Consider the following 14,331-nt stretch of genomic DNA (forward strand, 5'->3'; position numbering starts at 1 on the left):
TCATGAAATCGAGTCTCCATTCGGGCCGGGGCGATTCAACGTTTCTGATCAGACACTGGGCCGGACGCTGCGGGGCTCGGTCGGCGGCGGGGTGGAGTCCGCGCGCTGGGTGGAGACCTCCTCGCGGTCGTCCGGCTTGCCGTTCCGGTAGCGCATAAGCACACATCCGGCGAGTGCCGCCAGGCATATCCCCGCCACGATCAGCAGTCCCCCGCTGACGCTGCCCGTGCGCTCTTGCACCTGCCCGAGAAGCGTCGGGGCGACGAATCCTCCGAGGTTGCCGATCGAGTTGATCAACGCAATACCCGGCGCCACCATCGCACCGACCAGGTACTGCTGCGGGATGGCGAAGAACGACGAGGCCGCGACCTTGAAACCAGTCGTGGCGACGATCAGCATAACGACCGCAAGGACCGGCGAGGCGAGTGCGGCCACCGTCAGTCCGAGGGCCGCCAGCAGAAACCCGGCGCCCAGTACGGTGCGGCGCAGTCCGGTGCGATCCGAGAGATGTCCTGCGGCCAGGATCGCGAAGAACGCGACGGAGAACGGGATCACCGAGATCAGGCCGATCATGAACTCGCTCAGACCGCCGATGTCACGTACGAAGTCCGGCAGCCAGAAGGTGACCGAGTACTGGGCGAGTTGGGCGGCGAAGTAGACGAAGCAGAAGAGCAGCATCTGCGGGTCGCGCAGCATCGACCAGCGTGAGGGGGCCTTGCTCCTGACGGCGGCCGCCCGTTCGGCTTCCTCGGCGGCGAGCCGGTCGAGCAGCGCCATCTTCTCCTCGGTCGAGAGCCAGTCGGCGTCGGCCGGGCGGGATTCCAGCCGGGACCAGACCAGGGCGCCGACGGCGATGGCGGCGAGGCCCTCGATCAGGAACATCCACTGCCAGCCGCGCAGCCCGAGGGTGTCGTGCATGCTCAGCAGGGCGCCGGAGAGCGGCCCTGCGATGACCGCGGCGATGGCCGAGGCGGAGTAGAGCGCGGCGTTGGCCCGGCCGCGGATGGCGTTGGGGAACCACTGCGTGAAGTAGAAGATGACGCCGGCGAAGAATCCGGCCTCGGCGGCCCCCAGGGCCATGCGCAGGGTGTAGAAGATGGCCTCGTTGTGCGCGAACATCATCAGCGCCGAGACCAGTCCCCAGCTCATCATGATGCGGGTGAGCCAGAACTTGGCGCCGTAGCGTTCGAGCAGGATGTTGCTCGGGATCTCGAAGATCGCGTAGGTGACGAAGAAGAGGCCTGCACCGAGACCGTAGGCTCCGGCGCCGATTCCTGAGTCCGCCTCCAGGGCGTCTTTCGCGAAGCCGATGTTGACTCTGTCGATGTAGTTCACGACGAACATCAGCATGACCAGCGGAACAAGCCGCCGGAAGGCCTTCTTCGTCGCGGCGTCAAGAGCCGGCGGATTGGTTGCTGCTGTGGACGTGTGCTTCATTGCACCTGCCTCGGGGCGAGAAGGGGGCAGAGGCCAGTGCTGCCGAGCGGCGCCTGGCGGGGGAAGGGGAAGAGCGGCGACGCGGAGCTGGGTGGTCCGTGGTGCGAGGCCTCTTGAGCGTTCGCGGCCAACTCCGCCTCGCGGCGGACATGCGTCAGTCGAGGTCGCTGGGCATGGCCGAGGGAGGGCGGAGGAAGGTGCCGGTCCCTTGGGAATTGTGCGTATTCAGCTGATGTGCTTGTGAGTGCGCACCGCTATGTGCGTGCCACCTGGGAAAGGATGGCGGGAGTGCTCAGTGTGAGCGGTCCGCGGTAGGCCCCGCCGGGTCGATCCGTCCGTCGAGGGCGGGCAGGACGCGGGTGATGAAGCCGGAGACATGAGCGGCGAGCAGCTGCGCGGCGCGGTTCGCGTCGCCTTCGAGCGCGGCTGCCAGGATCCCCTCGTGCTCGTCCGCCTCGTCAGAGGAGCCCCCTGCCGAGCGCCAGCCGGACACGCCGACCAGGGCCGCCTGATCCCTCAGCTCGTCGAGGGTCCTGACGAGGATCGGGTTTCCGCAGGCCATGTACAGGGCCCGATGGAACTCGCGGTTGTGCAGGCTCATTTCCGCCGTGTCGCCGGTCGCGCCGGCCGCGGCAGCCAGGTCGAGCGAGCGGCGGGCCAGAGTGAGGTCCCCGCCGTTGCGCACGGATCGGCGTACACCTTCGGGTTCGAGGAGGATACGCATGTCGTACACGGCCGTGGCCGCCGCGCTGCCCATGGCCCTGACTCTGGCGCCGCGGTAGGCGCTCAGCACGACGAGTCCGGACCCGGCGAGTGTTTTGAGGGCCTCGCGGATCGGGGTCTTCGACATGCCCAGCGACGCTGCGATGTCGGACTCGACGACGGGCTGACCGGGGCGCAGCCGACCGGTCAGGATGGCGCGCCGGATGACGGATGCCGCCTGCTCGGTACGGTTGGCCGTGGGATCGACATGGTCGAGGGTCAGCTCGACGGGCGTGGACACCTCATCTGCCGTGCGGCGGTTGCTCACCGAGTCTCCTCTCACGTATCAGATATGATCCTAGAGACCGCTGACCGCCCCGGTCAATCGGCTGGATGTCTGTTCAGCTGACGCCGTCGGTGGTGACGGTCCAGGTCTTGACGGCCAGCTTGTTGATCAGTTCCTGGTCGTAGCTGACGCCTACGCCAGGACCGGAGGGGACCGGGAGCGTGCCGTCCTCGCCGATGCTCGTCCAGTCATCGGTGTAGCCGCAGGTGTAGATGCGCGGCGACGGGTTGGGGTGGTGCGGCGAGACGTTCGCGACCTCGTAGAACGACGTGCCCTGCATCGAGGCGACCAGGTGCCGATGGATGGGGCTCGGGCCGTGGACCTCGACACCCACGCCGAGTGACTGCGCGAACTTCATCGTGGTGAGGGAGCCGGTGACCCCGAGGTCGTAGTGCGCGTCCACCCGGAGCAGGTCCGTGCCGCCGGCCAGCAGGAAGTCCGCCTTGGCCTCGGGGCCGGGCACGTGTTCAGTCTGGAGGATGGGAATCTCCAGGGCATCGCGCAGCTGCTTGTGCTGGTGGGCGCCGATTCCGATCGGGCGCAACGGGTCCTCGTACCAGCGGAAGCCCGCCTCCTGGCACGCCTTTCCGACGAAGATCGCGTCACTGAGCGAGTCGAAGACGCAGGCGGGGTCGAGCATGAGCTCGGCCCGCTCCCCCAGGGTCTCGCGCATGCGGGCGACGTTGCGGGCCTCCTCCCACTTGTCCCCCTCGTGCCAGCTGTGCATCTTGAACCCGGTCCAGCCCGCACGCTGCAGCTCGGCGAAGAATTCGACAACCTGCTCGCTCGAGGAGAGACTTCCCGACCGGTCGGCATTCACCGTCGAGGCGTAGGCGGGCACGTGGTCCCGCCAGCCGCCGAGCAGCTCGGTCAAGGAGGCACCGTAAGCCTTGCCCGTCAGGTCCCACAGGGCGTTGTCCACGAAGGACAAGCCGTAGTTGTGCATGGGGCGAGCCATGCGCCGGGCGGTGCGGTACAGCCGCTCGCGGTGCTGCCAGGGGCGTCCGACCAGCACCCGTGCCACGTCGACGGCCTGGACCGCGGCGGCGCTCGCTGTCGCGTGGTAGGCGTACTCACCCGTCAGACCGTCGTCGGTGTGCACGCGCACCATCAGGTGGCCGCGCAACCCGACGCTGCCGGGTGTGTAGTACCACGACCCCGCACGGTCCTCCGAGGAGAAGTCCCGGACGTAGTCGGGCTCCTCCTCGTTGAACTGGATGATCTCGACCTTATCGACGAGCGACATGGTTGCCCTCTCCGTTCTGGGTGGTGCCGGCCGTCCTCACCCTGCACCACAACCGAACCGCAGTAGATATCTGGTATATGACTCGTCGAACTTAAGCAGCGGCAACCGGGACGTCAAGACTTACGTGAGAGCAAGATGACGGCGAGAGTCGGCTGCGGGTCCCACCGGGCGCTCCTCCGGCAGCCAGAAAATCGCCCTGAGCTGCATATACGTGAATTCGCTCGACGTGTCGATCCTGTCAGCGGACCTGGAGTGACGGCGCATACAACGCGAACAAGGGCGGCAGTCGCGCCATGCCAGATGCCCGTTTCAGGCAGTTAATCCGATGTTCGACGCCCGGCGGAGCCTTGACCGATCGTATATTGCGGCCTAGTTTTCATATCTCGTATATGAAAACAAGGGGTTGAGTCGCCCCTGGATTGGAGGAGAACATGGACCTCTCGGCACTGCGGTCCCGACTGGCCACGGTCGTCGCGATCACGCCGACGCCCTTCACCGACGAAGACGAGGTGGACCGTTCCACTCTCGAACGCGTCGTTGCGCGCCTGGTCGAGGGCGAGGTCGGTGTGGTGACCGTGAACGGCAACACCGGCGAGTTCTACTGCCTGACACCGGCCGAGCGCCGCACCGTCCTGGAGGTGGTGGCCGCCGGTTCCACCGGACGCGCCCTGCTGTTGGCGGGAGTCGGCTTCGACGTCGCCACCGCGATCGACGACGCCCGCTTCGCCCGCGATCGCGGCGCCGAAGCGATCATGGTGCACCAGCCCGTGCACCCCTACCTGTCGGCCGAAGGGTGGGTCGAATACCACCGCAGCATCGCCGCCGCCGTCCCCGACCTAGGGGTGGTGCCCTACGTCAAGAACACGGCCGTCGGCCCTGACCAGTTCGAGGCACTGGCCGACACCTGCCCGAACGTCGTCGCGGTCAAGTACGCCCTGCCGGACACCGCCGCCTTCGCCGTCGTGGCACGCCAGGCCGGTCTCGAACGGTTCACCTGGATCGCAGGCCTGGCCGAGCTGTCCGCACCCGGCTATGCGGCTGTCGGCGCACGCGGCTTCACCTCCGGTCTCGCCAGCATCGCTCCGCACCTGTCGACCGGCATGCACAGGGCCCTGACCGGCGGGGACTACGACACCGCCATGAAGATATGGGACAGCGTGCGGGAGTTCGAGGAACTACGGCTGGCCCGCAACAACGCGGACAACGTCAGCGTCATCAAGGAGGCCCTCCACCAGATCGATCTCGGCAGCTCCCGGGTCCGGCCGCCGTCCGCCCCGCCGACGCCGCAAATCCGTGAAAGGGTCACCACGATTCTGCAGTCCTGGGGTGTCAAGTGAGCAGCGAAACGATCACTACGGCCAACCCGAGCACCGGCGTCGTCACCGCGACCGCGCTGCAGAAGAGCACGGACGAGGAAGTGGCCGCAGCCTGTGCGCAGGCGGCGCAGGCCACTGCCGAACTGGCCGCACTCGGCAGGCCCTTCCGCAGCGCGCTGCTGCGCCGGATGGCCGCGGCACTCGATGCCGAAGCGTCCGAGATCGTGGCGATCGCCGATCAGGAGACAGCCCTCGGAAGCGGACGCCTGGAAGGCGAACTGACCCGCACCACCTACCAACTGCGGCTGCTCGCCGACGTCGTCGACGAGGGCGGCTACCTCGAAGCCACGGTCGACCACGCGGCCGGCACCCCGATGGGCCCCCGCCCGGACCTGCGCCGGATGCTCGTTCCCCTGGGTCCGGTGGCGGTCTTCGGCGCCAGCAACTTCCCTCTCGCCTTCTCCGTGCCCGGCGGCGACACGGCGTCCGCGCTCGCCGCCGGCTGCGCGGTGGTCGTCAAGGCACACAGTAGCCACCCCCTCACCTCGGCACTGTGCGGGCGCATCCTCCGCGAGGCAGCGGATGCGCACGGCGCACCCGCAGGAACACTGTCCCTGATCCACGGCACCGAGGCCGGCCGGACCCTGGTCACCGATCCGCGGATCACGGCCGTCGCCTTCACCGGAGGCCACACCGGAGCGGCGGCACTGAAAGCGGCGATCGCCACCCGCCCCGTACCGATCCCCTTCTATGGCGAGCTCGGCGGCGTGAACCCTCTGGTCATCACACCCCGCGCCGCCGACGAGCGGGGCACCGAGATCGCCCACGGTCTCGTCGACTCCTTCACCCTGGGCGGCGGCCAGTTCTGCACCAAGCCCGGCCTCGTCTTCGTGCCCGAAGGGCACACCGGGGACGAACTCGTCTCAGCCGTACGCAGCCGGACGGCCGCCTCCCCGATCCCCGCCCTGCTCAACAAGGGAATCGCCGGCTCGTACCACGACAGCCTCGGCCGGCTCGCGCCGACAACCCAGCTCACCCTGGCACAAGCAGAGAGCGGCGAAGGTTTCCGTGCCCCGCCGGCGGTGGCGGTCCTGGACTCCGAGCAATTCGACCCCTCACAGGTGGACGAGGTCTTCGGTCCAGTGGCTCTCCTCGTCCGCTATCACCCTGAGACGCTCAACTCGGTGATCGAGCAGTTGCCCGGGGCCCTGGTCGGCACCGTCCACGGCGCCACCGGCGACGACCCGGTGCGCGACTCCGCCGCCTCGGTACTCGCCGCCCGATGCGGCCGAGTGCTCTTCGACGGCTATCCCACCGGGGTAGCCGTGACCTGGGCACAGCAGCACGGCGGGCCCTGGCCGGCCACCGACAACCAGCACACATCCGTCGGACCGGCCGGCCTGCGCCGCTTCCTTCGGCCCCTGTCCTGGCAGAACAGCCCCGCCCACCTCCTGCCACCCGAGTTGAGGGAAGACACGCGCACGGCGCCCCGCCGGGTCGACGGCCTTCTGCAGCTTCCGCGACCTTAACTGAGCGTCTGGCCTGTGAGGTGTGTCTTGTCCCGAGTCGACATCCCACCGCGCTAACTGATCGTTTCAGAATGAGGTTTTGAGCCGTCTCAAGCAGATGATGCTGCACGCGAGTTGGAGGAGTCCGAGGTGAAGGTCGGCGCGTGTCTCGTAGCGGATGCGGAGCCGTTTGAACCAATGGAGCCAGGCAAAGGTCCGCTCGACAACCCATCGAGTCTTGCCCAGGCCGGAACCATGCGGGGCGCCACGTCGGGCGATCTTGGGCGTGATGCCGCGAGCCCGGATGAGACGGCGGTACTTGTCGAAGTCGTAGCCGCGGTCGGCGAACAGCCGTCGAGGTCGGTGCCGTGGTCGGCTGCACAGGCCACGAATGCGGGGCATCGCGTCCAGCAAGGGCATGAGCTGGGTGACGTCGTGGCGGTCTCCGCTGGTCAGAGAGATGGCGAGCGGAGTTCCGTTCCGATCGACGATGAGGTGGTGCTTGCTGCCAGGCCGCGCTCGGTCAACCGGCGAAGGTCCGGTGTGAGCCCTCCTTTGAGGCCTCTGGCGTGCGAGGCATCGATCGCCGCGTCGTCCACCTCCACTGGTCCGTCTCTGCGAAGTTCTGCCAGCAGGACTTCGTGCGGGCGTGGCCACACTCCCGCAGACGGCGCCGGGCCGTCACCCCACTGCACCCGACGACCTCAGCGGGTACGTCCCGCCAAGCTCACACTCTTGCGAAGCACGTAAACGATGCCCCGCGGAGCAGCACGGTCATCGGCCGGCAACCGCCCGGGAGTAGCGGTGCCGCCGCGGCGCACGAGCCGGCAGCAGCGGAGCCACACGTTCCCACAGGTCATCCAGACACAAGATCAGGAGACACCCAACAGAGCCTGGGAAGCGCTGTACCGGTGGGCGGGGGCGGACAGATACGCGCCCACCGTGGTCGTGCTGGGTGCCAGCACATCCCGCAGGACACCACCATCGCCGCCCCGCACGCCCGGCGCGCCATGGTCCGCCTGCGGCTCGTCGCGCACACGGCCAAAGCGCCTGCGGTGCGGGGGCACGTGCTCAGTGTCTTCGAGGACTTAGCAGGCCAGCCCGCCACCACCCAAGTATCTGGTGGACGAGGTCAGCGCCTGGCAGGCCGACAAGAGCTCCCCGCGCAGCGGCTCTCTCGCGTTTCTCGCGCTGATGACCGCCGAGGGCGACGGCAGCCCGCAACTGCTGCCCATGCCGGGCATCGACACGCCCCGAGCCGTGCACGAATTGCTCAGCTCGCCCACGACCGCCCCCGAGGTCATCTCCCCGCTGACCGCATGGATCGGCAACAGCACCAAGGACCCGGCCGCCTACACACAGCTGCGCGACCTGCTCCTGCCCGCGCCGCGCGGCCACAACATGTTCGAGGCCGGCATGAAGCTCCTGCAGGAGCTCCAGGGCCTGTCCACCACCGACGGCGTCAGCGTGGCCGCGCCGAAATGGTCCACCGACTCCACGGACACCAACCACCCACACGTAGCAGCTCCTGCACAAATGGATGTGGCGAGCAGCGCCAACGTGCTGGTCGCCACGGTAATCCGGTAGCCGAGGGCACAAGATCCGGACCATTTCCGGACCAGTCCCCGACCGAAGGCTGCACCAATACCACCTGGCCTGGTCAGCGTGGGTGCAGCGCCTGTACCACCAGCAGACGAAGAACCTGCTGGTGAGCTACTCGCCGAAGAAGCTCGGCTTCTTCCAGCGGCACGAAAGAAGGTGCCTGACCTGGGATTTTCCCCGGGACAGGCGTCTTCTTGGGGCGCACGGCCCTTCCCGTGGGGGCGTCGAAATGCTCCTCAGGACCGTCCAGGGACATGGCGTAGCGCTGGAAACGCTCTTGGACGCTCTGACAGGAATGGCGCGATGACCCGCCGACCGGCGGGGCTTCTTCGGCTGTTCCCGCCGTGGGGCGCCCGACAGGTTGGTGCGGTGGTGCGCATCATGGTTCGCCCGTACGCGGGTGTGACGTACGAACTGGCCGGAACCTCCGGGTTCAGTCGCGTCTGCTGATGCGGGGCATGGCCCCGCACGGGGCGCCGCCCTGCGCGGAGTCGTCCCGGTGGGGCAGGTCCGCCCCGTCTGCGCGGTCGGACCAACCCCACCGGGACGAGGTGCGGGAAACCGTCAGGCCGTGGCGAAGGCCGCGAGGATTCCGGCCGTCAGCGCCGAGCGTTCGACCATGCCGCTCAGTGTCACGTGCTCGCTGCGGGCGTGTGCGCCGCCCCCCACCGCGCCGAGTCCGTCGAGTACCGGTGTGCCCGCGGCCAGGATGAAGTTCCCGTCGCTGGCACCGCCCACGGCAGTCTCCCGCAGGTCGAGCCCGAGTGGGGCGGCACACTGCCGGGCGATCGCGAACAGGTGCCCGACGCTCTCGGTGCGCTCGAAAACCGGGCGGTTCCAGCCACCGGCGACGTTGAGGCCGGTCCTGGGGTCGACCGGGGCGAGCGCGGCCAGGGCCTTGTCCAGCCGGGCGCGTTCGGTGTCGGTCGCCACGCGGATGTCCAGGTGGGCGGTGGCCTCTCCCGCGGTGACATTGCTGCGGGTCCCGCCGCGGAGCACACCGACGTTGACCGTGGTACCGGCCTGCGGGTCGGCGAGGGCCTCCAGCGCGAGCACCTGACGGGCCATCTCGTTGACCGCGCTGGCGCCGCGCGTCGGGTCGAGTCCGGCGTGTGCCTCCTCGCCGGTGACGGTGAGGGAGAACAGCCCGACCCCCTTGCGGGTCGTCTTCACAGCCCCGTCCGCGCTCGCCTCGAAGACCAGCGCAGCCCGGGACCTCCGGGCCTCGGCGACGATGACGTCGCTGGACGACTGACTGCCCGTCTCCTCGTCACCGTTGAGCAGCAAGGTGCACTCCGGACGCGGCAGACCCAGCGCCGTGAGCGCGCGCAGCGCCCAGACTGCCTGGACGAGTCCCGCCTTCATATCGAACACACCGGGGCCGGAGATGCGGTCGCCCTCCCGGTGGTAGGGCCACTCACCCAGGGTCCCCGTGGGCCAGACGGTGTCGTAGTGGCCGACGAGCAGCAGCGGGGCACCGGACGACGGGCCCGAGCCCGCGTAGCGGCGGATCAGGATGTCGCCCGCCTCGTCGCGGGGGATCAGCTCCTCGGCCGTGGGGGCACCGAGGGTGGTGTCGAGCCAGCCGCGGACCCAGGCGAGGCAGGCCGCGAGGGAGAGGGTGTCCTCGCTGGAGCTCTCCTGGGAGGTGTAGGCGGCGAGGTCGGCGTCCATCGCGTCATGGTGCTGGTCCAGCCAGCGCTGTACGGCGACGGCCTGGGCCTCGGTGAGCACGGGGGATGTCGGCAGACCATGACCTGCGGAGGCCTCGGCGGCCGTACCCCGGCCGGCCGCCACGGCCAGCCGGTCGAGGACGTCCAGGCGGGACTCGGACATGGCCGAGGGGTCCTTCTCCAGTTCCCGCAGACCGTCCACGACGGCCCGGAGTACCGGCATGTCCCGCCCCGCGCGCCGCGCCTGCTCGAACACCGGGGCGTAGTGCGTGGTGACCTCCACGGGGCGGCGGCGGACGGCCAGGTCACGCCAGATGCCGCTGCGGTCCTTGGGCTGGGTACGCAGCCACGCGGTCAGCCGGTCGCAGGCCGCATCCCGCAGGGCGGGGTCGTTGTCGGGCCGGAAGGCCGCCGCCTCGAAGGCGTCGAAGGACTCGAGACGGACGTCTGCCGCTTCGGCCACCGCGTACACCTCGGCGGTCAGCGCGTACATGGTGGCGCGATGGCGGTCCATGAGGTCGGCCATGGGGGCGTCGGCCAACGCGGTGGCCGAGAGCATCGCGCCGAACGCCGCCTTGGCCCACAGGTAGCCCTCGACGTTGTCGTCGGCCCGCGCGGGGCCCCATGCCTGGAGGTCGGCGACGAGAGCTCGAACCCGGTCCGAAACGGGTGCGCCGCCGCACTCCCCGATGACGAACGCGCCCGGTCCTCCGTCCCGCACCACCCCCGGTTCGACGAGGTCGGCGAAGATGTTGACGAATGCCGCGAGGGTACGGCCGGTGCCGGCGTGCTCCGCGATCAGCGCCTCGTTGAAACCGTTCTGCACGGAGACGACATAGCCGTCCGGGGCGAGGCGGGGCGCTATCCATTCCATGGCCGCCCCGGTGGCCTGTGCCTTGACGCTGAGCAGGACCCGGCCGAGCGGCGGCCCCTGGTACGCGTCAGGCGTGGTGGCGTCCAGGCGGACGCTCTCACGCTCCTCCCCGCGCAGGATGGCCAGGCCCTCCGCCTGGATCGCGGCCACGTGGGCCGCGTCGGTGTCGATGACCGTGACGTGGTGTCCGGCCGCCGCGAGATGGTGGGCGAGCGTGCCTCCGATGGCACCCGCTCCGACCACAGTGTAGGCGTCGCCGGTCATGAGGTGTGTCCCTTCGTGGTGTCTTCGGCCGCCCCCTGGAGCGGCTGCGGGGAGGTGTGCGTGGCCGGAGGGGCGGTGGCGGTCTCGCCGCCCGCTGGTGGCCACAGCCGTGGCAGTTGGCTCGCGCCCGTACCGCTGCCGCCGTCCACTCGCAGGATCTCCCCGGTCACCCAGGAGGCTTCGGGGCCGGCGATCCACACTACGGCGCGTGCGATGTCCGCCGGGGTGCCCGGCCGTCCCAGGGGATTGACGGAGACGGCTGCGGCGTATTCGTCGGTGACGGGGTTGCAGGCGCTGTCCACTCCGATGAAGCCGGGGCTGACGGCGTTGACGCGGATGCCGTACGGGCCGAGTTCGAGAGCCGCCGCGCGGGTTGCCATCTCCAGCGCGGCCTTGGAACTCGCGTACGGGCCGCCGCCCGGCCGGGCGCGCAATGCGGAGCCTGAGGAGATGTTGACCACCGACGCGCTCCGTCCTGAAGCAGCCGCGCGGCGGGCCAATTCGGCCGTGGCGAGGACCGGTGCCCGGGTGTTGAGCGCGAAGACCCGGTCCCATTCGGTGGCGGTGACCTCGGCCATGTCGAGCGATGGGTAGACACCGGCCGCGTTGACCAGCACGTCCACCGGACCGTGGGCGTCCCAGGCACCGGATACGGCGGCGGCCGGGCCGCCTGCGGTGCGCAGGTCGTGTACCTGGTGGGCCCCGCCCAGCGCGCTCGCCGTCGCCACAAGGCGGTCGGCGTCGATGTCGACGAGGGTCAGCGTGTGGCCGGTCGCGGCGAAGTGTTCGGCGATGGCCTGTCCGATACCGCTCGCGGCGCCGGTGACCAGTACGTGCGTCATCAGGAGAACTCCTTGTCCTTCGTCTCGGGCATGGTCAGGTAGACGACGAGGGAGAGCAAGGCGGCACCGGAGACGTACAGCCAGAGCTTGTCGGCGTGGCCGGAGTCGCTCAGCCAGGTGGTGACGTACGGGGCGGTGCCGCCGAAGACGGCGACGGCCAGCGCGTACGGCAGGGCGATACCGGTGGACCGCACCTCCGGCGGGAACTGCTCGGCCATGATCACCGCGCAGTTGGCGGAGTAGCCGAGGATGAGCAGCATGCCTGTGAGCTGTACCAGGAACAGGACCAGGAAGCTGTCGTTCAGCAAGTGCAGCATCGGCCAGGAGAGGAGGACGAAGCCCCCGGCGAAACCCACCAGGGTGGGCTTGCGCCCCAGCTTGTCGGAGAGCAGCCCGGCGAAGGGCAGCGCCACGATGAAAATGAGCAGGCACAGGGTCTGGGAGAGCAGCGCCTGCTTCAGCGGGATGCCGGTGGTGAGATTGGCGTACGTAGGAAGGTAGTTGACCCAGATGTAGTAGGTCAGCGTGCCGGCGATGGTGATGCCGGCGACCCGCAGCGCGGCGGCCGGGTGCTCGACGAACATGGCCTTCAGCGGGTTCTTCCGGTCCTGCCCCCCGGCCTTGGCCTCGTTGAAGGACTCGGTGTCCTCGACGGTGACCCGCAGCCAGAGGCCGACGAGGCCGAGCAACGCGCCGATCACGAAGGCGGCCCGCCAGCCCCAGCTGCGCAGGGCTTCGTCGCTGAGCAGCGAGGTGAAGGCGGTGCCGAGCAGTGAGGCGATCAGGACGCCGCCCGCGACCGACACCTGCTGCCAGGAACCGGCGAAGGCCCGCCGTCCGGGCGCCGCGGACTCGACCAGGAACGCCGAGGACGAGCCGAACTCGCCGCCCGCGGAGAAGCCCTGGGCCAGCCGTGCGAGCAGCAGGATCACCGGCGCCGCGATGCCGATCGTCTCGTAGCCGGGGGTGATCGCGATGATGAGACCGGCGCCCGCCATCAGGCCGATGGTGAGGGAGAGCCCCTTCTTGCGGCCGTGCCGGTCGGCGTACGCGCCGAGGACGGCGGCACCCACCGGTCGCATTACGAAGCCGACAGCGAAGACGGCGAGCGTGGACAGGAGTGCGACCGCGCCTTCGGCCTTGGGGAAGAAGACATCCGCGATGATCTTCACGAAGATGCCGTAGAGGGCCCAGTCGACGAATTCGACGGTGTTGCCCACGGAGCCGGCCACGATGGCCTTGCGCTGTTTGGGCGTCAGTTTGTGGGACGGAGCGGTACCGGATGCGGCGGCGTCGGTTTTCACGAGGAGGGTCCTCGCCTTCCTTGGGGTGTTTCTCAGGAGACGGACCGGGGTCCGGGCAGCGGGCGCGGGTGTTCCCGGTGGGGACGGTTTCATCACGACATCGCGGGGCGGGCACGGCCATGGTGCTGGGCGCGCCGGGGGACGGGTGCGCGTACGAGGGAGCGCACATGAGAGTGGTGTGCGCGGACGGGGTGCGGCATCCGGGTGTGGGTACGCCGGAGTGTGGGCGGTGACGCGGGTACGCGTACGAGGTGCCCGTGGTGGGCCGCGGGGGCTGCGGGTCAGGCCTGCCGCTGGTGCGCGAGGCAGTGCTCGGCGACCTCGCGGTGGGTGGCGAACCACACTCCGGTGTGCTCTGCGATGTGCGCGAGCAGTTCGTCGAGCACGACCAGCCGGGAGCGGTGACCGATGATGTGCGGGTGCATGGTGAGCTGGAAGAGGCCGCCGGCCGTGTACGCGGCGTCGAACTCGTCCTGCCAGATCCGGAGCACGTCCCGTGGCGCGATGTAGGGACGCAGCGAGCCGAAACGCTCCATCATGAAGTACGGCGCGTCGTCGCGGATCCACTCCACCGGGATCTCCGCCACGCCGGTCGCCTCGCCGTCCTCGACCAGCTCGTAGGGCTCGTCGTCGGCCATCAGCGAGGAGTCGTACAGCAGGCCCATCTCACGGGTGATCGCCAGGGTCTGCGGTGAGAAGTCCCAGCTCGGGGTGCGGATACCGACAGGGCGTACGCCGCCGATCCGCTCCAGAGTGTCGGCTGCGCGGAACTGGAGCTCCCGCTCGGTCTCCGGGGAGAGGAGAGTGTTGCGCTCGTGGATCCAGCCGTGGATCGCCAGCTCGTGTCCACCGGCCGTGTAGGACTTGGCCTCCTGCGGACGCAACAGCGCGCAGACGGCGGGCATGAAGAAGCTCGCCTGAACGCGGTGCCGCTCCAGCAGGGCGAGGATCTTCGGCACGGCGACGCGGGCGCCGTACTCGCCCTGGGCGAGTTTCGCCGGGCTCGTCTCGCCGTCCCGCAAGGCCGGGGTCTCGTGGTCGGAGTCGAAGGACACCGCCACCGCACAGCGGGCCCCACCGGGCCAGCTGCCGGGCGCCAGGGAGCGCCCGGCTCGGACGCGTCCGACATGACCGCGCCAGGTCTGCTCGTCCCATTCCCACGGCTGCTGCTGTTCGCTCTGCGGCATCAGGATCCCGCCTTCCGTGAGAGAAAAGTG

General features: G+C 69.3%; 12 protein-coding genes. 3 read left to right on the plus strand and 9 right to left on the minus strand.

Features of this window, described 5'->3' with window-relative positions:
• Positions 1–48: 48 nt before the first annotated feature.
• The 3 genes from OG623_RS03845 to OG623_RS03855 all read right to left on the minus strand — a co-directional run bounded on the left by OG623_RS03845 (position 49) and on the right by OG623_RS03855 (position 3,731).
• Complete coding sequence (locus tag OG623_RS03845) at positions 49–1,437, minus strand: MFS transporter (protein ID WP_406144278.1); 1,389 nt, start codon at positions 1,435–1,437, stop codon at positions 49–51.
• A 292-nt stretch (positions 1,438–1,729) separates the two neighbouring features.
• On the minus strand, positions 1,730–2,422 hold the full coding sequence (locus OG623_RS03850) for a GntR family transcriptional regulator (protein ID WP_406151668.1): 693 nt from the start codon (positions 2,420–2,422) through the stop codon (positions 1,730–1,732).
• A 118-nt stretch (positions 2,423–2,540) separates the two neighbouring features.
• The gene (locus OG623_RS03855; protein WP_406144279.1) at positions 2,541–3,731 is read right to left on the minus strand and encodes an enolase C-terminal domain-like protein; all 1,191 of its coding nucleotides are present in this window, start codon (positions 3,729–3,731) and stop codon (positions 2,541–2,543) included.
• A 431-nt stretch (positions 3,732–4,162) separates the two neighbouring features.
• Between OG623_RS03855 and OG623_RS03860 the strand changes: the two genes are divergently transcribed.
• Together OG623_RS03860 and OG623_RS03865 are read left to right on the plus strand one after the other, a co-directional pair.
• Entirely contained in the window at positions 4,163–5,068 is a 906-nt protein-coding gene (locus OG623_RS03860; protein WP_406144280.1) for a dihydrodipicolinate synthase family protein, read from the plus strand.
• Positions 5,065–6,576: an aldehyde dehydrogenase (NADP(+)) gene (locus OG623_RS03865; RefSeq protein ID WP_406144282.1), complete on the plus strand. Its 1,512-nt coding sequence runs from the start codon at positions 5,065–5,067 to the stop codon at positions 6,574–6,576. Before OG623_RS03860 ends, OG623_RS03865 begins: the two co-directional genes overlap by 4 nt.
• 66 nt (positions 6,577–6,642) lie before the next feature.
• On the opposite strand, the gene OG623_RS03870 is transcribed toward OG623_RS03865, so the two are convergent.
• Both OG623_RS03870 and OG623_RS03875 read right to left on the minus strand, forming a co-directional pair.
• A complete protein-coding gene (locus tag OG623_RS03870; protein WP_406144283.1) occupies positions 6,643–7,212 on the minus strand; it encodes an IS5 family transposase in 570 nt (189 codons plus the stop codon).
• A gap of 215 nt (positions 7,213–7,427) precedes the next feature.
• On the minus strand, positions 7,428–7,592 hold the full coding sequence (locus OG623_RS03875) for a hypothetical protein (RefSeq protein ID WP_406144285.1): 165 nt from the start codon (positions 7,590–7,592) through the stop codon (positions 7,428–7,430).
• 85 nt (positions 7,593–7,677) lie between these two features.
• Here OG623_RS03875 and OG623_RS03880 point away from each other — a divergent pair, with 85 nt between their 5' ends.
• Positions 7,678–8,142, plus strand: a complete 465-nt coding sequence (locus tag OG623_RS03880; protein ID WP_406144287.1) for a hypothetical protein — start codon at positions 7,678–7,680, stop codon at positions 8,140–8,142.
• Between the two features lie 579 nt (positions 8,143–8,721).
• Here the strand turns inward: OG623_RS03880 and OG623_RS03885 are convergent.
• The 4 genes from OG623_RS03885 to OG623_RS03900 all read right to left on the minus strand — a co-directional run bounded on the left by OG623_RS03885 (position 8,722) and on the right by OG623_RS03900 (position 14,301).
• Positions 8,722–10,968: a 2-dehydropantoate 2-reductase gene (locus tag OG623_RS03885; RefSeq protein WP_406144289.1), complete on the minus strand. Its 2,247-nt coding sequence runs from the start codon at positions 10,966–10,968 to the stop codon at positions 8,722–8,724.
• Positions 10,965–11,810 (minus strand): SDR family NAD(P)-dependent oxidoreductase, encoded by an 846-nt coding sequence (locus tag OG623_RS03890; protein WP_406144291.1) that lies wholly within the window; start codon positions 11,808–11,810, stop codon positions 10,965–10,967. Before OG623_RS03890 ends, OG623_RS03885 begins: the two co-directional genes overlap by 4 nt.
• The gene (locus tag OG623_RS03895; protein ID WP_406144293.1) at positions 11,810–13,114 is read right to left on the minus strand and encodes an MFS transporter; all 1,305 of its coding nucleotides are present in this window, start codon (positions 13,112–13,114) and stop codon (positions 11,810–11,812) included. Before OG623_RS03895 ends, OG623_RS03890 begins: the two co-directional genes overlap by 1 nt.
• 281 nt (positions 13,115–13,395) lie before the next feature.
• Positions 13,396–14,301 carry a polysaccharide deacetylase gene (locus OG623_RS03900; RefSeq protein ID WP_406144294.1) on the minus strand — a complete coding sequence of 302 codons (906 nt, stop codon included), beginning with the start codon at positions 14,299–14,301 and terminating at the stop codon, positions 13,396–13,398.
• Positions 14,302–14,331 lie beyond the last annotated feature (30 nt).

Source organism: Streptomyces sp. NBC_01012 (assembly GCF_045162755.1).
Classification (GTDB): domain Bacteria; phylum Actinomycetota; class Actinomycetes; order Streptomycetales; family Streptomycetaceae; genus Streptomyces.